This is a genomic window from Micromonospora desertarenae (assembly GCF_056150265.1).
The window spans coordinates 22,166-43,986 of the sequence record NZ_JAXCFQ010000018.1; the positions used below are offsets into that span (position 1 = coordinate 22,166).

General features: G+C 75.5%; 22 protein-coding genes. 10 read left to right on the plus strand and 12 right to left on the minus strand.

Annotation, left to right across the window (positions count from 1 at the left end):
- Positions 1-154: 154 nt before the first annotated feature.
- From SM577_RS28180 to SM577_RS28195, 4 genes are read left to right on the plus strand one after another with little or no spacing between them, the layout of a single operon-like run.
- The gene (locus tag SM577_RS28180; protein ID WP_474588398.1) at positions 155-790 is read left to right on the plus strand and encodes an ATP-binding cassette domain-containing protein; all 636 of its coding nucleotides are present in this window, start codon (positions 155-157) and stop codon (positions 788-790) included.
- Positions 787-2,058, plus strand: a complete 1,272-nt coding sequence (locus tag SM577_RS28185) for an ABC transporter substrate-binding protein (protein ID WP_474588399.1) — start codon at positions 787-789, stop codon at positions 2,056-2,058. The genes SM577_RS28180 and SM577_RS28185 overlap by 4 nt, the downstream gene beginning before the upstream one ends.
- Complete coding sequence (locus SM577_RS28190; RefSeq protein ID WP_474579918.1) at positions 2,055-3,818, plus strand: hypothetical protein; 1,764 nt, start codon at positions 2,055-2,057, stop codon at positions 3,816-3,818. The genes SM577_RS28185 and SM577_RS28190 overlap by 4 nt, the downstream gene beginning before the upstream one ends.
- Positions 3,815-6,208, plus strand: a complete 2,394-nt coding sequence (locus SM577_RS28195; protein WP_474588400.1) for a hypothetical protein — start codon at positions 3,815-3,817, stop codon at positions 6,206-6,208. The genes SM577_RS28190 and SM577_RS28195 overlap by 4 nt, the downstream gene beginning before the upstream one ends.
- Positions 6,209-6,240: 32 nt before the next feature.
- Here SM577_RS28195 and SM577_RS28200 read toward each other — a convergent pair whose 3' ends face one another.
- The 3 genes from SM577_RS28200 to SM577_RS28210 all read right to left on the minus strand — a co-directional run bounded on the left by SM577_RS28200 (position 6,241) and on the right by SM577_RS28210 (position 9,154).
- Positions 6,241-7,272 (minus strand): extracellular catalytic domain type 2 short-chain-length polyhydroxyalkanoate depolymerase, encoded by a 1,032-nt coding sequence (locus SM577_RS28200; protein ID WP_474588401.1) that lies wholly within the window; start codon positions 7,270-7,272, stop codon positions 6,241-6,243.
- A 202-nt stretch (positions 7,273-7,474) separates the two neighbouring features.
- The gene (locus tag SM577_RS28205) at positions 7,475-8,251 is read right to left on the minus strand and encodes a GNAT family N-acetyltransferase (protein WP_474588402.1); all 777 of its coding nucleotides are present in this window, start codon (positions 8,249-8,251) and stop codon (positions 7,475-7,477) included.
- 150 nt (positions 8,252-8,401) lie between these two features.
- A complete protein-coding gene (locus SM577_RS28210; RefSeq protein ID WP_474579921.1) occupies positions 8,402-9,154 on the minus strand; it encodes a hypothetical protein in 753 nt (250 codons plus the stop codon).
- 277 nt (positions 9,155-9,431) lie between these two features.
- On the opposite strand from SM577_RS28210, the gene SM577_RS28215 reads away from it, so the two are divergent.
- Together SM577_RS28215 and SM577_RS28220 are read left to right on the plus strand one after the other, a co-directional pair.
- Positions 9,432-9,740: an ArsR/SmtB family transcription factor gene (locus tag SM577_RS28215; protein WP_474588447.1), complete on the plus strand. Its 309-nt coding sequence runs from the start codon at positions 9,432-9,434 to the stop codon at positions 9,738-9,740.
- Entirely contained in the window at positions 9,737-10,219 is a 483-nt protein-coding gene (locus SM577_RS28220) for an SRPBCC family protein (protein WP_474579922.1), read from the plus strand. Before SM577_RS28215 ends, SM577_RS28220 begins: the two co-directional genes overlap by 4 nt.
- A 114-nt stretch (positions 10,220-10,333) precedes the next feature.
- On the opposite strand, the gene SM577_RS28225 is transcribed toward SM577_RS28220, so the two are convergent.
- Complete coding sequence (locus SM577_RS28225; RefSeq protein ID WP_474588403.1) at positions 10,334-10,798, minus strand: MarR family winged helix-turn-helix transcriptional regulator; 465 nt, start codon at positions 10,796-10,798, stop codon at positions 10,334-10,336.
- 71 nt (positions 10,799-10,869) lie between these two features.
- Between SM577_RS28225 and SM577_RS28230 the strand changes: the two genes are divergently transcribed.
- A complete protein-coding gene (locus tag SM577_RS28230; protein WP_302921906.1) occupies positions 10,870-11,535 on the plus strand; it encodes a DUF998 domain-containing protein in 666 nt (221 codons plus the stop codon).
- Here the strand turns inward: SM577_RS28230 and pdxR are convergent.
- A complete protein-coding gene (gene pdxR, locus SM577_RS28235) occupies positions 11,532-13,004 on the minus strand; it encodes a MocR-like pyridoxine biosynthesis transcription factor PdxR (RefSeq protein ID WP_474588404.1) in 1,473 nt (490 codons plus the stop codon). The genes SM577_RS28230 and pdxR overlap by 4 nt on opposite strands.
- A 63-nt stretch (positions 13,005-13,067) precedes the next feature.
- Here pdxR and SM577_RS28240 point away from each other — a divergent pair, with 63 nt between their 5' ends.
- Both SM577_RS28240 and SM577_RS28245 read left to right on the plus strand, forming a co-directional pair.
- The gene (locus SM577_RS28240; RefSeq protein WP_302921908.1) at positions 13,068-13,679 is read left to right on the plus strand and encodes a LysE family translocator; all 612 of its coding nucleotides are present in this window, start codon (positions 13,068-13,070) and stop codon (positions 13,677-13,679) included.
- Positions 13,680-13,691: 12 nt separating this feature from the next.
- On the plus strand, positions 13,692-14,384 hold the full coding sequence (locus tag SM577_RS28245; RefSeq protein ID WP_474588405.1) for a B3/B4 domain-containing protein: 693 nt from the start codon (positions 13,692-13,694) through the stop codon (positions 14,382-14,384).
- Positions 14,385-14,441: 57 nt separating this feature from the next.
- Here SM577_RS28245 and ygiD read toward each other — a convergent pair whose 3' ends face one another.
- The 3 genes from ygiD to SM577_RS28260 form a co-directional block, all read right to left on the minus strand.
- Positions 14,442-15,173, minus strand: coding sequence for a 4,5-DOPA-extradiol-dioxygenase (ygiD, locus tag SM577_RS28250; RefSeq protein WP_474588406.1), 732 nt, complete (start codon positions 15,171-15,173; stop codon positions 14,442-14,444).
- Positions 15,174-15,200: 27 nt separating this feature from the next.
- Positions 15,201-15,803 (minus strand): MBL fold metallo-hydrolase, encoded by a 603-nt coding sequence (locus SM577_RS28255; RefSeq protein WP_302921910.1) that lies wholly within the window; start codon positions 15,801-15,803, stop codon positions 15,201-15,203.
- A gap of 296 nt (positions 15,804-16,099) precedes the next feature.
- Complete coding sequence (locus SM577_RS28260; RefSeq protein ID WP_474588407.1) at positions 16,100-17,632, minus strand: multicopper oxidase family protein; 1,533 nt, start codon at positions 17,630-17,632, stop codon at positions 16,100-16,102.
- 170 nt (positions 17,633-17,802) lie between these two features.
- Here SM577_RS28260 and SM577_RS28265 point away from each other — a divergent pair, with 170 nt between their 5' ends.
- Positions 17,803-18,231: an archease gene (locus tag SM577_RS28265; protein WP_302921912.1), complete on the plus strand. Its 429-nt coding sequence runs from the start codon at positions 17,803-17,805 to the stop codon at positions 18,229-18,231.
- Between the two features lie 36 nt (positions 18,232-18,267).
- Here the strand turns inward: SM577_RS28265 and SM577_RS28270 are convergent, their stop codons facing one another.
- The 4 genes from SM577_RS28270 to SM577_RS28285 all read right to left on the minus strand — a co-directional run bounded on the left by SM577_RS28270 (position 18,268) and on the right by SM577_RS28285 (position 21,799).
- Positions 18,268-19,686: an RtcB family protein gene (locus SM577_RS28270; protein WP_474588408.1), complete on the minus strand. Its 1,419-nt coding sequence runs from the start codon at positions 19,684-19,686 to the stop codon at positions 18,268-18,270.
- A 28-nt stretch (positions 19,687-19,714) separates the two neighbouring features.
- Entirely contained in the window at positions 19,715-20,317 is a 603-nt protein-coding gene (locus SM577_RS28275; protein WP_474588448.1) for a GNAT family N-acetyltransferase, read from the minus strand.
- A gap of 116 nt (positions 20,318-20,433) precedes the next feature.
- Positions 20,434-20,880, minus strand: coding sequence for a DUF5818 domain-containing protein (locus tag SM577_RS28280; RefSeq protein WP_474588409.1), 447 nt, complete (start codon positions 20,878-20,880; stop codon positions 20,434-20,436).
- Positions 20,881-20,929: 49 nt separating this feature from the next.
- Positions 20,930-21,799: a carbohydrate ABC transporter permease gene (locus SM577_RS28285; RefSeq protein ID WP_474588449.1), complete on the minus strand. Its 870-nt coding sequence runs from the start codon at positions 21,797-21,799 to the stop codon at positions 20,930-20,932.
- Positions 21,800-21,821: the final 22 nt, after the last annotated feature.

Genomic DNA, 21,821 nt, shown 5'->3' on the forward strand with positions numbered 1-21,821 from the left:
AGGCTAGGGGGCAGCGGGCCGGCCCGGTGCCCGTTCCGGCCGAGGCCCCACCGACGGGTGAGGGCCGCTCGCGCCTCCACAAGGGAGGGTGCGGGGGCGTGTCCGTCGTCCGGATGTGCCACCCTGGGGGCGACGACTCGGGTCACCGGAGGTGATGGTCACGTTACGACTCTGCGAACTCGTCGTGCCGCCCGCCGGCACGCCGGTGACCCTCGACGTGCCCGCCGGCGCCACCGTGGCGCTGGCCGCCCCGCCCCGGGTCGGCACCGCGCTCGCCCGGGTGGTGGTCGGGCTGGCCGCGCCGGCGGCCGGCGCCGTCCTGGTCGGCGGCCGGGACGTCACCGACCTGCCGCCGCTGCGCCGCCGCATCGGGTACGTCCCGGCCGGCGGCGCCCTGCTGCCCCACCTGACCGTGCGCCGCAACATCGCCTACGGCCAGCGCAAGCGGGAACGGGTGCGCGAGGTGGCCGACAGCTGGGCGGCGGCCGTGGTCGAGCAGCTGGAGCTGGCGCCGACCCTCGACCTGCGGCCGCACCTGCTCTCCGAGGGCCAGCGGTTCCGGGCGGCGCTGGCCCGGGCGATGGCCTGCCTGCCGGAGGTGCTGGTGATCGACCTGCCGGGTGGCGCCCCCGACGGCGGGCGGCTCACCGACCTGGTCGGGCGGCTCGCCCCACCGGACGCGCCGGGCCTCGCGGTGCTGGTCTGCACAGCCGACGAGGCCGTGCTCGCCGAACTCGGCGAGCCGGTCCGGGTCGAGCCGGCCGACGCCGCCACGGAGGCGGGCCGGTGAGGCTGCGCCGCCGTACGCTGCTGCGCGCCGCCGCCGCGGCGGGCACCGCCACGGCCGCCGCCGCCTGTTCCCGCGGCGAGCCGGCGGTGCAGGTGGCGGTGGTGTGGAGCGGCACCGAGCTGGCCCGGTTCCGGCAGGTGGTGGCCGGCTACGGCGCCCCGGTGCGGGTGGTCAGCGCCGGTAACGACATCGACGCGTTCCTGCGCGCCCGGCACCTCGCCGGCACCAGCCCCGACGTGGCGATCCTGCCCCGCTCCGGCCTGGTCGTCGAGTACGCCCGCCGGGGCTGGCTGCGCGAACTCGCCCCCGCCGCGAGCTACGCCGTGCCGCCCGGGATGGCCGACCTGCTCGCCACCGACGGCCGCCGCTACGGGGTCTGGGTGAAGGCGGCCCACAAGTCGCTGTTCTGGTACTTCCGCTCGATGCTCTCCGAGCCCCCCGCCACCTGGGACCAGCTGGTGGCGATCACCCGTCGGCTGGGCGCCCGGGCCCGGGCCGGCATCGCCCCGGCGCCGCTGGCGATCGGCGCCGCCGACGGCTGGGTGCTCACCGACTGGTTCGAGAACGTGCTCGCCGACATCGCCGCGCCCGATTTCTACGAGGCGCTGGCCAGCGGCGAGGCCGACTGGCGCAGCCGCTCGGTGCGGATCGCCCTGGAGCGCCTCGCCGAGCTGTGGAGCATCGACGGCGCATTTCCCGGCGGCCCCCGCCGCGCCCTGCTCACCCAGTACGAGGAGTCGGTGATCCAGGTGGTGCACCACCGCCGGGCGACGATGGTGTTCGAGGCCGACTTCGTCGATGACGTCAGCGCCCGGTTCCAGCGCGGTACGGAGCAGCCGGTCACCTTCCGGTTCCCGGGGTCGCGGGCGGCGGACCGTCCGCTGATCCTGGGTGGCGACGCGGCCGTGGCGTTCGCCGGGTCGCCCCGCGGGGCCGAGCTGGTGCGCTGGCTCAGCGGAGGGGAGGCGTTCCAGCCGTGGCTGCGCGCGGGCGGCTACCTCTCCCCGAACGTCACGGTCCCGCTGGAGAGCTACCACGACCCGATGCGCCGCGCGCTCGCCGCCGAGCTGCGCGACGCGGAGTCGGTCCGCTTCGACCTCTCCGACCGGCTGCCCGGCCCGTTCACCGGCTCGGACGGGGTGGGCATCTGGCGGATCATGCAGGACTTCTTCGCCGACGTCACCGGCGGGGTGCCCGCCGCCGAGGCGGTACGCCGGGCCACCGGCCAGCTGGCCGCGGCGGCCCGGGCGGCCGGGGGTGGGCGATGACCCGGCCGGTCCTCGGCGAGCTGGCGGTCCTCGACGACGTCGGGCCGCCCCGACGCGGCCGGGCCTATCCGGCCGCCGGGGCCACCTCCGCGCTGCTGTTGCCGGCGCTGCTGCTGCTCGGCGGGCTGGTGGCCTGGCCGGTGCTGCGGACGCTGCACGCCAGCGTGGTCACCGACGGCCGGTGGGTCGGCGCGGCGAACTTCCGGGCCGCGTTCGCCGCGCCGGGCACCGCGGCGGTGGTGGGCCGGACGGTGCTCTGGGCGCTGCTGGTGCCGGCGGTGGTCACCGTGCTGGGCTACCTGCTGGCCGCCGCGTCCCGCCGCTCCCAGGAGGGCGGGCTGGTCCGGCTCATCCTGGTGGTGCCGACCGCGCTGCCGCTGGTGGTCACCGGGGTGACCTTCCGGCTGCTCTACGACCCCGATCCGCAGCGCGGGCTGGCCACCCTGCTGCTGGCCCGGCTCACCGGGCGCCCCGCCGAGCAGGTGCCGCAGCTGCTCGGCCCGGGCCTGGTCACCGTGGCCCTGATGTCGGCGTTCGTGTGGGCCTGGGTCGGGCTGGCCGTGCTGGTGTTCCGGGCCGCGCTGGACGCGGTGCCGCCGAGCCTCGGCGACGCGGTCCGCGCCTACGGCGGCAACCGGCGCGACGTGCTCTGGGACGCGCAGTGGCGCCCACTGCTGCTGCGCACCGTCGCGGTGGTGTTCGCCCTGGTGGCGCTCGGCACCAGCCGCACCTTCGACCTGATCCTGGTGATGACCCCCGGTTCGGTGCGCGACGAGGCGTCGGTGCTGGCGCTGCGGGTCTGGCAGACCTCCGGCGGCACCACCACCGGCGAGGGCGCCGCACTCGGGGTGATCTGGCTGGCGGCGGTGGCGGCCGGCATGCTGGTGGCGGCGCTCTTCGTCCGGCAGGCGTGGCCGCCACCGCGCGACCCGGGGCCGGTCGACCCGGAGCCGGCGGCGCCGCCGCGCCGGTCGATCCGGTTGCTCGCCGCCGGCGCCGCGCTGGCCTGGCTGGTGCCGCTGGGCGTGCTGCTGGCCACCTCGCTGCACCGGCCGGTCGACGCGGCCGCCCGGGCCTGGTGGTCGAGCGCGCCCAGCCTGGACTCCTACCGGCAGCTGGCCAGCGGTCCCGAGCTGTGGCGCACGCTCGGGTTCACCCTGGTGCTGGCCACCCTCGTCACCGCCGCCGTGCTCGGCATCGCGCTGCTGGCGGCGTACCCGCTGGCCTGGCTGACCGGCCCGCCCGCGCAGGCCACCGGGCTGCTGCTGATGGCGGCCAGCGTGGTGCCGGTGCAGGTGATCGCCGGTCCGGTCAACGAGGTGCTCGGCGCGGTGCTCTCCTCCGGCACCACCCGCGGGCTGGCGCTGGTGCACGTGGCGCTGGGCATCCCGTTCGCCGTGCTGGTGCTGCGCAACGCCTTCGCCGACCTGCCCGCCGAGCAGGTGCGCGCGGTACGGCTCGGCGGGCGGCACTGGTGGAGCACGCTGCGGCTGCTGGCCCGGCACAACCGCCCGGCGGTGATCGCGGTCGCCGTACTGGAGTTCGTACAGGTGTGGAACGACCTGGTGGTCGGCCTGCTGTTCAGCGGGCCGGGCGCGGCGCCGCTGGGGCTGTTCCTCGCCGGCCAGACCCGCGGGTTCGTGGCCAACAGCGGGGTGCTCGCCGCCGGTTCGGTGGTCGCGTCGATCCTGCCGGTGCTGCTGGTGGTGCTGGCCCGCCGCCAGCTCGTCGCCGGGCTGGTCGCCGGGGGCGTGCGGTGAGCCGGCCGGCCGGGCGGTCGCGCGGGCCGGGCCGGCTGAGCGTGCTGCTGGCCGTCGGCGGGGTGCTCGGCGGCGGGGTCAGCGCGCTGCTCGGCAACGTCGCCGGCAACCTGCTCTCCGAGCTGTCGGTCCAGGTGCTGGGCTCGGCGAGCGTCGGCGTGGTGGTGCTCGGCCTGCTCGCCTCCTTCCTGGTCGAGTGGCGCCGGCGCCGGCGCGACCAGCTCGCCGAGCCGGACGAGACGGACGCCGAGGCGCCGGCGGCGGCCGGGCCGCCCACCCTGCCCTACCCGGCCGGGTTCACCGGGCGCGACGACGAGGTGCAGGCCGTCGTCGACGAGCTGAAACAGCACCACGCGGTGGCGGTGGTGGGCCGCCGCGCGGTCGGCACCTCGTGGTGCGCGATCCAGGCGGCCAACCTGTGCCGGGCCGAGTTCCCCGACGGGCTCTACCACCTGGACCTGCGCCGCGGCGGGCGGCGCCGGTCGGCGCGGCAGGTGCTCGCCGCGCTGGCCCGGATCCTGGGCACCCGGCCGCCGGCGTCCGGCCGCCCGGACGACCTGGCGCACGCCGCCGACGAGGTGCGCCGCCAGCTCGACGGCCGCCGGATCCTGCTGGTGCTGGACAACGTGGACGACCCGGCGCAGGTCCGGCCGCTGCTGCCGCCGACCGCGCGGACCTGCCGGCTGCTGCTGGCCGGCACCGGCGCGCTGGCCGCCAGCCAGGGGGTGGCGGCGCACTGGCTGGGCGAGCCGGACACCGACGACGCCGTCGAGCTGTTCGCCGCGGCCGGCGCGGCGGCGCCGGCGGCCCGGCCGCACCGGCCCGACCCGCGTACCGACCCGGCGGTGCGGGACATCGTGGAGCTGTGCGGGCGGCAGCCGCGTACGGTGGCGGAGCTGGGGCGACGCACCGCGCAGCACGGGTGGCGGCACGCCGACGTGCTCGACGCGCTGCGCCGGGCGGTCGGGACTCCCCCGCACCAGGAGATCGACGCCTCACCGGCCACGCTGCTGGTGACCGCCCGGGACACCGCCTACCACGCGCTCTCGGCGGAGGCCCGCCGGCTGTGGCGGCTGATGTCGCTCAGCCCGGCGCCGGTGGACCGGCCGACCATCGCGGCGCTCGCCGACCGGCGACCGGACCGGATCGCCGCCCTGCTGGACGAACTGGCCGCCGGGGCGTTCGTGGTCGGCGCGCCCGGCGACCGGTACGAGGTGCGCCCGCTGCTCGGCCCGTACGCCCGGATGCACCTGCGCGACGACGAGCCGGTGCGCCGGCGGGTGGCCGCGCAGGCCCGGCTCACCCGGCACCTGGCCCGGCGGGCCGACCGGCACGTGGCGAGCCTGGCGGTGGCCGCGTCCACCCTGGACCGGGACCGGCCGCTGCCGCTGGACGACGACCCGTACGGCTGGTTCGACCTGCACCAGGAGCTGCTGCTCGCGGTGGTCAAGGTGCCGGCGGGCGCGGCCGAGACGCTGCCCCGGCGGGTCCGCCGCTGGTGGTTCCGGCTGGCGGTCGCGCTGTGCGGCTGGCTCGCCCACGTCGAGCGGCTGGACGAGTGGGACGAGGTGTGCCGCACCGTGCTGGCCACGCCGACCGCCGACGACCGGCCGGAGATCGCCGGCTGGGCGCACAACGAGCTGGGCGTGCTGCGCCGGCGCCGGCACGACCCGCAGGGCGCGGCGACCGCGCTGACCCTGGCCGTGGCGGAGCGCGGCCGCCGGGGCACGGCCCAGGCCCGGATGAACCTCGGCCTGGTCCTGCTCGACCTGGGTCAGCTCGACGACGCGGTGGAACACCTGGAGCTGTCCCGCCGGCACCGTTCCAGCGCCGACCGGGCCGGGCACGCGCTGACCCAGCTCGGCCTCGGCGCCGCCCAGTTGGCGCGCGGCGAACTGGAGATCGCCCACCACCACCTGGTGCGGGCGGCGAACACCTTCCGCTCGCTCGGCGACGCCCGCGGCTACGCGGCGGCGCTGACCAACCTGGTGCTGGTGCACGCCGAGATGGGCGAGCACCTGGACGCGGCGCAGTCGTGGCGGGCCGCGCTGCGCGAGTACGAGTCGGTGGCGGACCCGACGAACCGGGCCGCCGCGCTGCTCAACGCCGGTGCCACGCTGCTCGGCGCCGCGCCCGGCCAGGCCCGGCAGGCGTACGAGATGCTGGCCGAGAGCCGGCGGCTGCGCGAGGGCGGGCCGGCCACCGCCGGGCTGGGCCGGACGCTGTTGTACCTGGGCGACGCGGCGGCCGCGCTCGGCGACCCGGACGAGGCGCGGCGGCACTGGGTGGACGCCGCAGCGATCTGCGAGGCGGCCCGGGACGCCGAGGGCCAGGCCGAGGCGGACGCCCGGCTGGCCGGGGTGGACGCCCCGGCCGACGAGCACGCCTGATCGGGACCCGGCCGGGGGCCACCTCGCGCGGGTCAGCCGTCGAGGCGGCGGACCATGTTCATGATCGTCTCGACCTGGGCGCCGCCCTTGATCGGGTAGTTGGTGGCGCCGAGGTAGCCCCACCAGTCCCAGCAGCCGTTGGGGTTGGTGCCCGCCGTGGCGGCCTGGGGGTAGAGCACGATCAGGTTGTTGGTGTCGGCGTACTGGTTGAGGTTGGCCCGGTCCACGAACGCGGTGCCGACCGAGCCGTACGCCCGGAGGCAGCCGTGCAGGGCGACCAGCAGCCGGCAGGACTGGCCGGCGGCGCACGACGACGGCACGTACGCGAAGCCGTTGGCGTCCATGCTCAGGCCGGGGGCGTAGCCGTTGACCGCGTGGGTGTTCTGGCTGAACCGGATGAGCGTGCCGCCCAGGGCTCCGGTGTTCGGCGCCGCGACGCTGCCCAGCAGCTTGCGCAACAGGGCCTGCTGCGGGTCGGTGCCGCAGTTGTTGAGGAACGGCGACGCGGTCGCGGTGCAGCCGCGGGTGCCGTACGGGGTGACCCAGGCGTGCCCGGCCGAGGAGCCGCTGTCGTACTGCACACTGGCGCCGAAGTGCTGGTAGTAGCGGACCAGGTCGTCGGTGACGGATTTCTTGACGGTGTTGTCGTTCGCGCCGTGGAAGACGTAGACCGGGTCGCCGGAGAGGTTGCCCACCGGGTCGACCCAGCCGTACGAGGCCCAGGTGCGGGTGTAGGTCTGCAGGGCGGACAGGTTGGTCGGGTACTGGTTGTCGCCGCAGCCGTAGAGCGCCTGGGCGACGTTGTTCTGGGCGCAGTAGTAGGGCCCGGCGGCGAAGACGGCCGCGCCGCGGATCCGGGACGAGTAGGCGACGTGCAGTTGGGTAGCCATGTAGCCACCGGAGGAGACTCCGGCGACGTACACGGCGGAGACGTTGTAGGCGCGCAGCGAACCGGCGACCGGGGTCTTGGTGGACGGGTCGGCGGCCTGGGCGGGGGTCGCGGTGGTCAGGGTCAGCAGCAGGGCGGTGACCAGGGCGGCGGTGGCCCTCAGCGGTGTGGTCATGGACGCTCCCGGTTCGGCGAGCGCCGGCGGTGGTGTCGGCGTGGCCAGACGCTAGCGTGACATCGAGCACACCCGATATGAGCGGGGCCGACACGTCGGGCGGTGCCGGTGTGTCGGGAACCGACAGGCGTGGGCGTCGATGACGCGCGCGGGCGACCCGGCAGTCATGGACCAGGTGATTGTCACCGACGCAGGGCGACCGTCACCCCGCGATGCGGTAGTGGTAGCCGCACAGCTCGGTGAAGCCGGCCCGCCCGTACAGCCGCCGCGCCGCGACGTTGCCGCGCTCCACCTGGAGATACACGTGGTCGGCGTGGTGGGCAGCGGCCCACTCGGCCAGCGCGGCCAGCACGGCGCGGGCGGCGCCCCGCCCGCGCGCCCCGGGCAGCGTCACCATGCCGAACACCCCCGCCCAGCCGGCGTCGGCCACCGCCCGGCCGGCCGCGACCACGTCGTCACCGACCAGGGCGCGGGCGTAGCCGGACGGCAATGCCACCCCGTCGAGCAGTTCCCGCTCGCCGCCGGGGTCGCCACCGGGCGCGTGTACGGCGAGCCAGGTGTCCAGCCACGGTCGGCTCGGCCGGTCGTCCAGCTCGACCCGCAGCGCGCCCGGTGCCAACCGGTCGAGCACCTCCACGGTCCGGGCGACCTGCAACGAGACCGGGCACTCCCGCCGGTAGCCGCGCGCGGCCAGCAGCTCGTCGAGCCCGTCCGGGCACGCCGGCGGGCTGATCTGGAACGCCGGCGGCGCGCCGTGGGCCCGGTAGAACTCCTCGGCCGCCGCGACCCGCTGCGCCAGGTCGGCTCCCCGGGCCGGACGATGCGGCAGGACGCTGCCCACCCACCAGGCGCCGCCGGGGGCGAGGCGCAACCACCACCCGCGCGCGTCCTCGATCAGCGTCGCGGGCTGGCCCCGGGCGGCCCGCTCCTGCAGGTCCCTGACCAGCTCCGGGTCGGTGACGGTCGACGGCGGGAACACGCCGGGCTCCTCTCCGCGGGCAACTGCCGGACAGCTTCCCAGTCGTTGGGGACGGTGGGCGCCCGGTCGCCGGCGCTCCCAGAAAATGGTCAACTCGGCAGGGCGGCAGCGCCGGGTGGCCGAGGTCTGGGTCTTCTTCGGCGGCCGGGTCTAGGATCCGGCGGCCAGGAGCCGGCGGATCGCGTCGGCGATCACCCGGTCCACGGCGAAGCGCACCTCCAGCCAGGTCAGCGTGACCGCCGCCGCCCGCCGGTTGTGCTGGTAGCCGGGCACCATCGCGGCCAGCGGCAGCACCTCCGGCGGGTACGCCTGCTCGACCCGCCGGCTGGCGTCGAAGGGGTCGCGGCGGTGCCCGGCCTCGGGGTGGGTCAGGTTCAGCAGCCCGATCACCCGGTCGACGGCGTACGACTGGATGAACCGCGCGGCGGTCAGCCGCTCACCGCGCAGGTCGCGCAGCAAGCCGACGTAGAGGTTGGTCAGCGCCTCGTTGAGGTGGAACTCGACGGTGTCGTACGGAACCGCGGCGGGCGGCGGGCCGGCGTCTGCCAGCCCGGCGGGCGCGTCGTCGCGTTGCCAGACGACCCGGGCGCCGGTGAACGGCAACCGGGCGAGTTCGGCGACGGTGAAGACGGCGTACTCGACGAAGACGCCGTCGGCGTAGAGCGCCTTCCGCCCGTTGCGGTCGTTGGCGAAGCTGTACGCCACCGGGCACGGTGCCTGCAGCCAGTCGACGGACTCCAGGTAGCGCGGCTTGGCGGGCGCGTCGACCACGACGAAGAAGTCGAGGTCGGAGTAGTCGTCGAGGCGGTCGTGCTCGGCGCCGGCGGAGCCCAGCCCGAGCAGCGCGACCACGTCCGGGCGGGTGGCGAGGTGGGCGGCGAGGTCGTCCAGCCGTCGCAGCATCGGGTGCATCACGTCGTCCCTTCGCGAAGAGTCGACGTTTCAGCCCGTACGGCCTGCTGGCCGCCGAGGTCGCGACACCGGTGCCCCCGATGCTGGGCAGCGGGCGCCGCCGATGTCAAGGCGCACCTCCCCTGCGGCGGCGGCGGTCACGGCATCGCAAGCCTCCGACGCGCCTAATACTTAGGTATTGACCTAAGCTTCGTTCGCCCCCATACTTAGGTACATGCCTAAGCGATCTGGCGACGGAGGCGGGCCGGCGGACCCGGCCTTGGACGGCGTGTTCCACGCGTTGTCCGACCCCACCCGCCGGCGGATCGTCGAACGCCTCGGCCGGGGGCCCGCGACGACCAGCGAGCTGGCCCGTCCGTTCGACATGGCACTGCCGTCGTTCACCCAGCACCTGGGCGTCCTCGAGCGCTCCGGCCTGGTGACGTCGGAGAAGAAGGGACGGGTGCGCACCTACCGCCTCACACCCGCGCCGCTGGAACAGGTCGACAGCTGGCTCGCCGGTCAGCGCGCGCTGTGGACCCGACGCCTGGATCAACTCGACGCACTACTCCACAACCTGAAGGAGCAGCAGAAATGACCACCTACTCCGCGGACCCGAACCTCGACCTCGTCCTGGAGCGCACCGTCGACGTCGCGCCCGAGCTGGTCTGGAAGGCGTGGACGACGCCCGAGCTGATCGTGCAGTGGTTCACCCCGAAGCCCTGGTCGACCACGTCCTGCGAGCTCGACCTGCGCCCCGGCGGCAAGTTCAACACGGTGATGCGCTCGCCGGAGGGTCAGGAGTTCCCCAACGTCGGCTGCGTGCTGCTGGTCGAGGAGAACTCGACGCTGGTCTTCACCTCGGCCCTCGGCCCCGGCTTCCGGCCGCAGGCCAGCGAGGACGGCTTCCCGTTCACCGCCGTCGTGCACATCGAACCCGCCGGCAACGGCACGAAGTACACCGCCACCGCCATCCATGCCGACGCCTCGGCGAAGAAGGCGCACGCGGACATGGGCTTCATCGAGGGCTGGGGCGCGGCCCTGGACCAGCTGGTCGAGGTCGCGAAGCGCCTCTGACGTACGCCAACCCGGCGTACCGACGGCGGCCGGCACCACCGGCGGGGTCGAGCACCCCGGCGGTGGCGCCGGCCGTCGAACCGTTTCCGGAGCCGGTAGCACCGGCGGGCGCCGTCAGGCGTCGACCCGGATCGCCGCGGCCTGCTGCCGGGCCAGCGCGCGCATCCGGCCGAACAGGTCGATGAGCAGCCGCAACTGCGCGTCGTCGTAGTCGGCGAGCGCGGCCGACCAGCCGGCTGCCATGCCGGCGAAGAGCGGCTCGATCTCCGCCAGCCGCTCCGGCACCGGCTCCACGATCACCCGGCGGCGGTCCACCGTGTCGTGCCGGCGCCGGACCCACCCGGCGCGCTCCAGGCGATCGATCATCCGGGTCACCGCGCCGCTGGTCAGGCCCGTGCGCTGGGCGATCTCCCCGGCCGTCGCCGAGCCCTGCTCGGTGAGTGCGGTGAGGCACTTGAAATCAGCCAGCCCGAGACCGAGCCGGTCGGCCGCCGCCTGCTGCACCAGGATCGCGTCGGCCACCGCCTGGGTCAGCGTGGCCTGCAGCTCCAGCAGCAGTTCCTGCCGCGCTCTTGACATGGCCCGACTCTACCGCCGCATAATCTGCAACATCGTTTATCTGCATGGTGCAGATTATGTTTGGAGAAGAGATGTGGTCTCGCAGACTCCTCTGGGCCGGCGTCGCCGGCCCCCTGCTGTTCGCCGCCGTCGCACTGGTCGAAGGCGCCGCCCGGCCGTACTACGACCCGCTGCGGAACTGGATCAGTGAGCTGGCCCTCACCGGGCGCGGCTGGATCCAGATCGCCAACTTCGTGGTCACCGGCGTCCTGCTGATCGCCTTCGCGGCCGGGCTGCGGCGGACCATCCGCTCCGGCCCCGCGGCGGTCTGGGGGCCGCGCTGGGTCGCCGCCGGTGGGGTCGCGCTCCTCGCCGCCGGGGTCTTCGTCACCGATCCCGGCCTGGACTACCCGCCCGGCGCGGCAGCGACCGCCTCGTGGCACGGTGCGCTGCACGACGTCGCCGGCCCAGCCGTGTTCCTCGCCCTGGCACTGACCGCCTTCACCTACGCCCGCCGGTTCGCCCGGCCGTACGGGATCGCGGCGGGCGTCGCCGTCCTCGTGCTGTTCCTCGGCGCCGGCACGCTCGTCGGCTTGGACTACGCCGGCGTGTGGACTCCGGCGCCCGCCGGCCTGCTCCAGCGCCTGTCGCTCTTCACCGGGTTGGCCTGGCTCGTCGGGCTGGCCCACCACGCCCTGACCGCCGAGCGGGCGGCGCGGCCGGTACCGGTCGCCCCCGCCGGCAGCGGCCCCAGCTAGCCGCGCAGCACGGCGCCGACGGTGGCGATCCCCTCCTCGATGGTCGAGGCCGGGTTCGCCGCGTACCCGAGGACCAGCCCGGGCCGGTGTGCCCGCTGGCAGTGCCAGGACAGCGGCTGCACCTTCACCCCGCGTTCCAGCGCGGCCGCAGCCACCTCGGTGTCCGGCACGTCACCGGGCAAGGTGACCATCAGGTGCAGCCCGGCCGCCGCCCCGTGCACGGTCGCGCCCGGCAGATGCCGGGCCAGCGCGGAGATCATCGCGTCCCGCCGCCGGACGTGCCGCCGGCGCAGCATCCGCAGCTGCCGCTCCAGCGCACCGGAGGTCATCAGCTCGGCGAGCACGAGCTGCGGCAGCACCGCGTTGCCCAGGTCGGCGTTGCGCCGGGCCTCCACCACCGCCTCCCGGTAGCGCGACGGCACCAGCAGCCAGCCGACCCGTAACGCCGGCGCCAGCAGCTTCGACACGCTGGCGGCGTAACAGACCTGGTCGGGCAGCAACGCCCGCAGCGCCGGCACCGGCGGGCGGTCGTAGCGGTGCTCGGCGTCGTAGTCGTCCTCCACGATCAGCCCGCCGGCCCGCGCCCAGGCGACGAGCTGGCGGCGGCGCTCGCCGTCGAGCACCACGCCGGTCGGGAACTGGTGGGCCGGGGTGAGCATCACCGCGGCCACGCCGCTCGCGGCCAGCTCGTCGACCCGCAGGCCGGCGTCGTCGACCGCGACCGGCGGGGTGTCCACTCCCCAGTTGTTCAGGTGCTGGCGTACCCCGAGCGAGCCCGGGTCCTCGACCGGGATCCGGGTGATGCCGTACGGCCGCAGGGCCTGGGCGAGCACGCCGAGCGCCTGGGAGACACCGGTCGTCACGATCACCTCGGCGGGATCGACGGCGACGCCGCGGCTGCGGGCCAGCCAGGCGGCGACGGCGGCGCGCAGCGCGGGCGCCCCACGCGGGTCGCCGTAGCCGAAGTCGGACGCCGCCAACCGCCGCAGCACGGTCCGTTCGGCGCGCAGCCAGGCCGCACGCGGAAAGGCGGCCAGGTCGGGTACGCCGGGCGTCAGGTCGATCCGCGCCGGCACCGCCCGTACGGCGTCGAAGACGTGGGTGCCCGGGGCGCGCGGGAAGAGCGTGCCCGGGGCGGGCGCCGCGGCCGGGGGCGGCGCGGGCGGCGCGGCCGGGGCGGCGACCACCACGGTGCCGGCGCGCCCCCGCCCGGCGACCTGGCCGTCCTCGACCAGCCGCTGGTACGCCTCGGTGACCACGCCCCGGGAGACGCCGAGATCGGCGGCGAGCACCCGGGTGGCGGGCAGCCGGCCGCCGACCGGGAGCCGCCCGTCGGCGATGGCCTGGCGCAGCCGGGCGGCCAGCCAGTCGGCGCGGCCGCCGGGCGGCGCCTCGGCGATGTCCAGGTGAAGGAAGTCCGACCCGGCGGTTATGGACCTCTCGGGCGAACGTGGTTTGGCCCTGCTCATTGGACCATGATGGCAGCAGAGTGGGTGGCGAGACAGCACCACCCACTCGTCGGAAGGACGATGATGACCATCGCGTTCCTGGTCACCTCGCTCGTCGTGATCGCCACCCCGGGCACCGGGGCCCTCTACACCCTCGCCGCCGGGCTCGGCCGGGGCCCCCGGGCGGGCGTGCTCGCCGCCGCCGGCTCCACCCTGGGCGTCGCCCCGCACCTGGCCGCGGCGGTCACCGGGCTGGCCGCGCTGCTGCACTCCAGCGCGACGGCCTTCCAGGTGCTCAAGTACGCCGGTGTGGCGTACCTGCTCTACCTGGCCTGGGCCACCCTGCGGGACCGCGACGGGTTCGCCGTCGACCCGGCGCAGCCGGCCCCGTCGGCCGCCCGCGTGATCTCGGTGGCGGTGCTGTCCAACCTGCTCAACCCGAAGCTGACCATCTTCTTCTTCGCGTTCCTGCCGCAGTTCGTGCGGGCCGGCGAGCCGAACCAGTTCGCCCGGATGCTCGGCCTGGGTGCGGTGTTCATGGCGCTCACCTTCGTGGTGTTCGCCGCCTACGGGGTGCTGGCCGGCGCGGTGCGCGACCGGGTGCTGGCCCGGCCGGCGGTGACCCGCTGGCTGCGCCGGGGTTTCGCCGGCTCGTTCGTCGCGCTCGGGCTGCTGCTGGCCCGCGCCGAGGCGTGAGGGAGGGCGGCGATGTACTTCCAGCACTCCCCCGAGGTCTGGGCCGCGCACCCCGGGCTGGTCGCCGGCCTGCTCTACGCCGAGGGCGTCGCCGGCAAGCCGCGCGCCGAGCTGCCGCTGGCCGAGCTGCACGCGGTGGCCCGGGACCGGCTGGCCGGGGGCACCGAGGCGAGCTTCCCGGAGATCCAGGCGTGGCGGCGCGCGTTCGCCCGGATGGGACTCGCCCCGACGAGATACCGGTGCGCGTCGGAGTCGCTGCTGCGCCGGCTGCGCACCGAGGGTGACCTGCCCGAGGTGCACCCGCTGGTCGACCTCGGCAACGCGGTCTCCGCCGCGTACGCCATCCCGGTGGGGATCCTGGACGTGACGCGGATCGGCGGCGGCATCGAGGTGCGCCCGGCCCGGGGTGACGAGCGCTACCTGACCTTCGCCGGCGCCGAGGAACGGCCCGACCCCGGCGAGGTGATCTTCGCGGATCCGCAGGGGCGGGCGCACGCCCGACGCTGGACCAACCGGCAGAGCGGCTGGTCGGCCGTGCGCGACGACACCGCGTCGATCCTGGTGGTGGTGGAGGCGATGCACGAGGGCGCCGGGCGGGACGTGCCGCGGGTGCTCGACGCCATCGCCGCCGAACTGCGTCGCGGCTGGTCCGCGCCGTCCCGGACGACCCTGCTGACCCCGGCCGCGCCGCGCTTCGAGTTCTGAGTCCCCCGCGCCCGCCGGGCCGCCCTGCCGGCCGGCGGGCGGGGGGAACGGGCCGCGTCAGATGTTGGACGAGTCGGCCGGCACGTCGGTCGGGAGCCTCGGCGCCCCGGTCGCCGGGCCGGCGCCCTCGCAGGCCAGGCCCACCGTGTACGCGGTCATCGACAGCGAGCCGTAGGCGTACCCGTCCACCAGCACGGTGGACCCGTCGCCGGCGGCGCCGGCCAGGCCGGCCAGGTAGAGCAGCGGGATGAAGTGGTCGGGCGTCGGTACGGCCAGGTCGAAGTCGCGGTGGGCGTCCAGGATGGCCGCCTCGGTCGGCCGGCCGAGCATGACCTCCTTCGCCGCCTCGTCGAACCGGTGCGCCCAGTCGAAGCCCTCGTCGACCATTCCGGGGTTCACCCCGCGCAGGTTGTGCACCACGTTGCCGCTGGCCACGACCAGCACGCCGCGCTCGCGCAGCGGCGCGAGCCGCGCGCCCAGCTCCAGGTGGTAGTCCAGCGGCTTGAAGGCGTTGATGCTCAACTGGACGACCGGGATGTCCGCCTCGGGGAAGGCGTGGGTGAGCACCGACCAGGTGCCGTGGTCGATCCCCCAGGAGTCCACGTCGGCGCCCACCCAGGTCGGGTGCACCACGTCGCTGATCTCCTCGGCCAGCTCGGGCAGGCCGGGCGCCGGGTAGCGCACGTCGAACAGTTCCTGGGGGAAGCCGTAGAAGTCGTGGATGGTCCGTGGCCGGGGCATGGCGGTGACCGCGGTGGCCCCGATGTACCAGTGCGCCGAGACCACCATCGCGCGGCCGGGGGAACGGCGCAGGGCTCAGGCGGCGTCGCCGGGAGCCAGGTACCGGTAGCCGGGCACCGTCTCGCCGAACCAGCCGTTGACGCTGGCCAGCCCGCGCTCGTTGAGCTGGGCGTCGTGGATCGGGAACACCCGCCCGGCGCCGACCGCGCGGGCGAAGTCGATCGCCTCGGTGAGCTTCAGCCAGGACGCCTGCGCCGGCACCAGCAGCGTCGGCACCGGCTGCTCGGGGCGGTGCAGCGAGTCGCCCGGGTGGTAGACGCTCTCCTCGACCAGGTAGCCGAGGTTGGCGCAGTCGGGCTGCCCGTCGTGGATGGCGGCGTGCCGCCCGCCGTACGCGGTCACGCTGAGGCCGGCGGCGGTGAACCGTTGCCCGGCGCGGACCCGGGTGACCGGCAGCGGGGCCAGGTCGGGCAGCACCGCCTGCTCGGGGACGAAGACCGGGACCCCGAGGCCGGCCAGCCGCAGCACGTCGATGTGGTCGGTGTGCTCGTGGGTGACCAGCACGGCGTCCGCGCCGGCCAGGGCCCGCGGCTCGCTCCAGGTGCCCGGGTCGATCACCAGGACCGCCCCGTCGAGCTCGATCCGGACACAGGCGTGGGTGTACTTGATGATCCGCACCCGCCGACCGTACGCCCTACCGTCCACCGCCACCGTCCCGCCAACTGCCGTCCCGCCAACTGCCGTCCCGCCAACTGCCGTCCCGCCAAGCGCCGACGCCGGCGCGGCGGGGTGCGGTGGTCGTCGTGGCGCTCACCCTCGTCCGCCCTGTCGAGCTGCCCCCGGACCCGGGGCGGGTTGCTGCCGGCCGGCGGCGGGCAGGCTCGGATGGTCCTACCGGTGGGGCAGCTCGACAGGGACCGCGGCGCCACCGGCGCCCGGCCGGGTCCGCGCCGCCACCGGCACGGCGGGCGCGCTCAGTCGTGGCCGCTGTGGTCGCCCGACCGCGGCGGGCGGCCGGCTCGCTGGCCCGGCTCGACCACCACGAACTGGCCCATCATGCCGGCGTCCTCGTGGTACAGCAGGTGGCAGTGGTACATGTACGGCATGTCCGGGTCACTGTGGTCGGTGAACCGCATGATCAGCCGCACCGGCCGGTTGGGCGCCAGGTAGACGGTGTCCTTCCAGCCGCTCAGGGCGGGCGGCGGAGCCGAGCCGCCGACCGAGAGCACCTGGAACTGCACGTCGTGCACGTGGAAGTTGTGCGGGGTGCCGTCCCGGTTGGACACCTCCCAGACCTCGGTGCTGCCGCGGGTGACGGTCTCGTCGATCCGGTCCAGCTCCATCGAGCGGCCGTTGATGCTGCGGCCGGTGAGGGTGAACCGGCGGGTCCGCTCCGCGTCGGCCGGGTCCAGCCGCTCGGTCGGCGCCAGCGTCTGCGGCACCGGCGGCGACGCGGCGAGGGTGTCCGCGGCGCGCAGTTGCAGCACGTCGAAGCGGTCCGCACCGCCGGCGAAGCGGTCGGCCAGCGCACCGGCACCCAGCTCGGGTGGGGTGCTGCGCAGGGTCACCCGCTCCCCCGGCCGGACGTCCACCACGATCTCGGCGCGCTCGCCGGGCGACAGTTGCACCCGGTCGACCCGGGCGGTGCGCGGCAACAGCCCGCCGTCGCTGCCGATCAGCGCGAACGGCCGGTCGTCGGAGAGGCCGAAGTCGTACGTGCGGGCGGTCGAGCCGTTGAGCAGCCGCAGCCGCACCCGCTCGGTCCGCACGTCCAGGTACGGCCCGACGGTGCCGTTGACCAGCAGGGTGTCGCCCAGCACGCCGATCCCGGCGATCATGTTGCGGGTCTTCTTGAACTGGCCGCCGCGGGAGAAGTCGCGGTCCTGCACGATCACCGGGATGTCGTCCACCCCGTAGTGGCGCGGCAGCGGCAGCGCGGCCTCCCGGTCGTCGTCCAGGATGAACATCCCGGCCAGTCCCCGGTAGACGTGCTCCTCGGTCTGCCCGTGCGGGTGCGGGTGGTACCAGAGGGTGGCGGCCGGCTGGTTCACCGTCCAGGTCGGCGACCAGGTGGCACCGGGGCGGACCATCTGGTGCGGCCCGCCGTCCATCCGGGCCGGCAGGTGCATGCCGTGCCAGTGCACGCTGGTCTCCTCGGTGAGCCGGTTGACCACGTTGACCACGACCTGCTCACCCCGCTTCGCGCGCAGGGTGGGGCCGAGGAAGTCGCCGTCGAAGCCGGCCGTGCGGGTCAGCCGCCCGTCGCCGTGGAAGTCGCGCCGGCCCTCCCGGGCGAGCAGGTCGAACACCCGCCGTCCGCGCTCGTCGACCCGGGACTCGGCCAGCGGCGGCACGGCCAGCGGGCGGACGAAGTCCACCCGGCCGACGGTGTCGGTGCCGCCCCGGGCGAGGGCCCAGCCGCCGACGGCCACCCCGCCGCAGCAGAGGACGAGCACGACGGCGAGCACGCCGATGGTCACCCGGGCCAGGGATCGTCGTCCGGCCACCACGCTGGCACCTCCCGTAGGTTCGGTACCTGTAGCGTGACTGCATATGGCGCGCCTGCCCAGTGGATCCGGCCGGTTTCCGGGGCCGCTCCGGGTTCCCCCGGACGAGCGTCCGGGCCGGCTCCCGACAACCGCCTGCCGCGCCCGGGCACCGGGCGGATGATCGGGGCATGGAGCGACCAGCGGACCGGGGACACCGATGCGTGCCGCACACCGCCGACGTCCGGATCGAGGCGTGGGCGCCCAGCCGGGAGGCGTGCGTGGCCGAGGCGGTGACCGCGCTGGTCGACACGTTCACCGACACCGCCGGGGCGCGGCCGGCGGCCGAACGGGAGTTCCGGGCGCCCGCCGGTGACGACGAGGACCTGCTGGTGAGCGTCCTCGACGAGGTGATCTTCCGGATGGAGACCGAGGGTGAGCTGCCGCTGAGCACCGAGGTGACCGACGACGGCGCGGGCGGCCTGCTGGTGCGCTGGCGCACCACCGACACCGAGGCCGTCGAGTTGGTCGGCGCGGTACCGAAGGCGGTCGCCCTGCACGAGCTGCGCTTCGGCCCCGAGGACGGGCGCTGGTCCTGCGCGGTGACCCTGGACGTCTGAAGGCCGGTCGGCGCCCGGCGGGGGCGAAGCGGCGGGTCAGCCCTTCACCACGCCGATCGGCGCCAGCCGGGCGACCTTCCGGCACAGCCCGGCCCCCTCGGCCGCCTCGATCACGGCCGAGATGTCCTTGTACGCCGCCGGCATCTCCTCGGCCAGCCCGCGCCGGGACGCGCCGCGTACCACGATGTCCTGGGCCTCCAGTTGGGCGCGGGGGTCCATCCCCTTCTCGGCCTTGACCGCCTGCTTGCGGCTCTGCACCCGGCCCGCACCGTGACAGGTGGAGGCGAACGCCGGCGCCCCGGGCACCCCGGTGAGCACGTACGACCCGGTGCCCATCGAGCCGGGGATCAGCACCGGCTGCCCCACGTCGCGCAGGTCGTCGGGGAGATCCGGGTGGCCCGGCGGCAACGCCCGGGTGGCCCCCTTGCGGTGGACGCAGAGACTGCGCCGACCGCCGTCCACCCCGTGCGTCTCGATCTTGGCGAGGTTGTGCGAGATGTCGTAGACCAGGTCGAGCCCCCGGCCGGTCTCCCGCTTGAACACCTTGCGGGCCGCGTCGTGCAACAGCTGCCGGTTGGCCCGGGCGTAGTTCGCGGCGGCCGCCATCGCTCCCAGGTAGGCGCGCCCCTCGTGCGAGTCGACCGGCGCGCAGGCCAGCTGGCGGTCTGGCACGTGGATGTCGTACCGGGCCATCACCTTCTCCATCCGGCGGACGTAGTCGGTGCAGATCTGGTGGCCCAGCCCTCGGGAGCCGCAGTGGATCATCACGCAGACCTGGCCCGGGCGCAGCCCGAACGCGGCGGCCACCCGGTCGTCGTACACCTCCTCGACGGCCTGCACCTCGAGGAAGTGGTTGCCGGAGCCGAGGCTGCCGACCTGACGGGCGCCGCGCTCCACCGCCCGCTCGCTCACCTCGGTCGGGTTGGCGTCGCCGACCGCACCGTAGTCCTCGCAGCGGGCCAGGTCGCGCTCGACGCCGAAACCCCGCTCCACCGCGTACCGGGAGCCGCCGCGCAGCACCGCGTCCAGCTCCGACTGCTGGGACAGGTGCCACACCGCGCCCTTGCCCATGCCGCGTGGGGTCACCGCGCCCAGCCCGTCCATCAGCGCCTCCAGCCGGGAGCCCAGCTCGGCGCGGTCGAGGTCGGCGGCGAGCAGCCGGACCCCGCAGGAGATGTCGAAGCCCACCCCGCCCGGAGAGACCACCCCACCGGCGGAGACGTCGGTGGCGGCGACCCCGCCGATCGGGAAGCCGTAGCCCCAGTGCACGTCGGGCATCGCGTACGAGGCGCCGACGATGCCCGGCAGGGTGGCCACGTTCGCCACCTGCTCCAGCGACTTGTCCGCCCCGGCGTCCGGCAGCAGCGACCGGGACGCGAAGACCACCCCCGGTACCCGCATCGGGTCGTGCCGGTCGATCCGGAACCGGTACGGCGACTCCTCCACCAGCTCCATCCGCGCCACCTACCCGGTGCGGCGGGCGTTACACGCCGGGGGCGGGACGGCGCATCGCCCACACCCGCGGCCCACCGCCGGGCACGGCGACCTCCCCGGTCACCGCGAAGCCCAGGCGCTGGTAGAACCGGACGTTCGCCGGCGACGACGTCTCCAGCACCGCCGGCCGGCCGGTCCGGTCCGCCTCGGCCAGGCCGGGGCGCAGCAGCCGTCCGCCGATCCCCCGCCCCTGGTCCGCCGGGCACACCCCGACCGTGGCCAGCAGGAAGGCCGGCTCCGGTGACCGCAGCGGGGCGCACGCCGCCTCGGCGGCGACCAGGGCGGGGTACCGCTCGCCGGCCAGCTCCGCGCCGCGCTCGGTCACCTCGGCCCAGACCTGGTCGGGTACCGGCCGGTCGGGCCGCAGCCACACGGCCACCGCGCGGGGGCGGCCGCCGCCGTCCAGCGCCGCCCACACGTCCCCGTACCGCAGGCCGACCGCCGAGATGGTGGCGGCGAACAGGCCAGCCAGCCGTTCCCGGTGCCGGTCGGCCGCCACCGTCCACGCGGTCCACGGGTAGCCGTCGAACGCCTCGGCGAGCACCTCCGCCGCCGCACCGGCCAGCTCCGGCCCGATCCGCCGTACCTCGATCTCCACGATCCCGACCTCCCCTGCCCGTCCCGGTCGGCGATCATCGCACGGGCCCGGTGACCCCGGCCCCGGGTTTCCGCCGGCCGGCCCCGGGCCGGCACCGGTCCCCGTCGTGGTCAGGCCGGGTCGGCCCGCGTGACGGCGACGGTCTGCGCGAGGTCCCGGTCGCCGCAGGCGGCCGGGCGGGGCGCCACGTTGCCGCGCACGGTCACCCGCGCGCCGGGGCGCAGCGCCGCCGCCACCTCGCCGGTCAACGCCCAGCGCCGCTCGCCCACCAGCAGCATGGTGCATTCGCCTTCGCGCTCCACCGTGCCGGTGAGGGTGCGGGCGCCGAACGGCAGCGGCCCGGGCACCTCGCCGCCACCCGGCGGCGTCGCCCCCGGTGGTGTGGGCCGGGCCGGCGCGGTGGTCGGGTCGGCGGGCGGCGACGGGGGGCCCGTGGACGGCGAGGGCGCGGAAGGTGGCTGGCCGGTGGCCGCCGCATCGGGCGCGTCGCCGGTGGAGCAGGCGGTCACCGACAACCCCAGACCGATCGCGGTGAGCAGCAGGAACGCTCTGCGCATGACACCACACCTCCGCCAGCTGGGACGGTCCGGCCGGGCACCGGGTTCCTCAGACGCCGTAGAAGGCACGGTAGCGGCGGACCAGCCGCCACTGCACCAGCACCGCCGCCACGGTCAGCAGGATCATCACCAGGGTCACCGCGGCCGCGTAGCCGTACCGCAGGTACTCGAAGGCGTTGCGGTAGACGAACAGCGACAGGTAGGTGGTGGCGTACGGGGGCGGGCCGCCGTCGGTGACCACGAACGCCGGCACGAAGGAGAAGTGCAGGCTCTGGATGAGGTCCCGCACCGCGAGCAGGGCCAGCACCGGGGCCATCAGCGGCAGGGTGATCCGGCGGAACACGTCCCAGCCGGTGGCGTCCTCGATCGCCGCCATCTCGTACACGTCGCGGGGCAGCGCGCGGCGTGCGGCCAGCAGCACCACGAAGGTCTCGCCCATGGTGAACAGGCTCATCAGGATGATCGCCGCCCGGGCGTCGGTCGGGTCGGTGAGCCACTGCGGCGGGGTGCGCCCGAGCGCGGTGAGCCCGTTCTCGCCACCGGTGCGCAGCAACTGGTTGATCGGCCCGTACAGCGGGTTGAGCAGCCAGAGCCAGAGCAGGCCGTAGGCGATCTCCGGCACCGCGGTGGGCAGCACCGCCGCGGTGCGGGCACTGCCGACACCGAGGGCACGGCGGTGCAGCAGCAGCGCCAGGCCGAGCGCGAGCAGCACCCGCAGCGGTACGGCCACCAGCCCGAACACCAGCGAGTTGGTCAGCGACACCCGGAAGACCGGGTCGTCGACCAGCGCGGTGAAGTTGTCCAGCCCGACCCAGGTCGGCGGACGCAGCAGGTCGTACTCGGTGAACGCCAGCGCCAGGGTCACCACGGCGGGCAGCAGCACCAGGGCGACCAGGCCGACCAGGTACGGCGCCAGCATCAGCGCCAACTGCCGGCGGGAG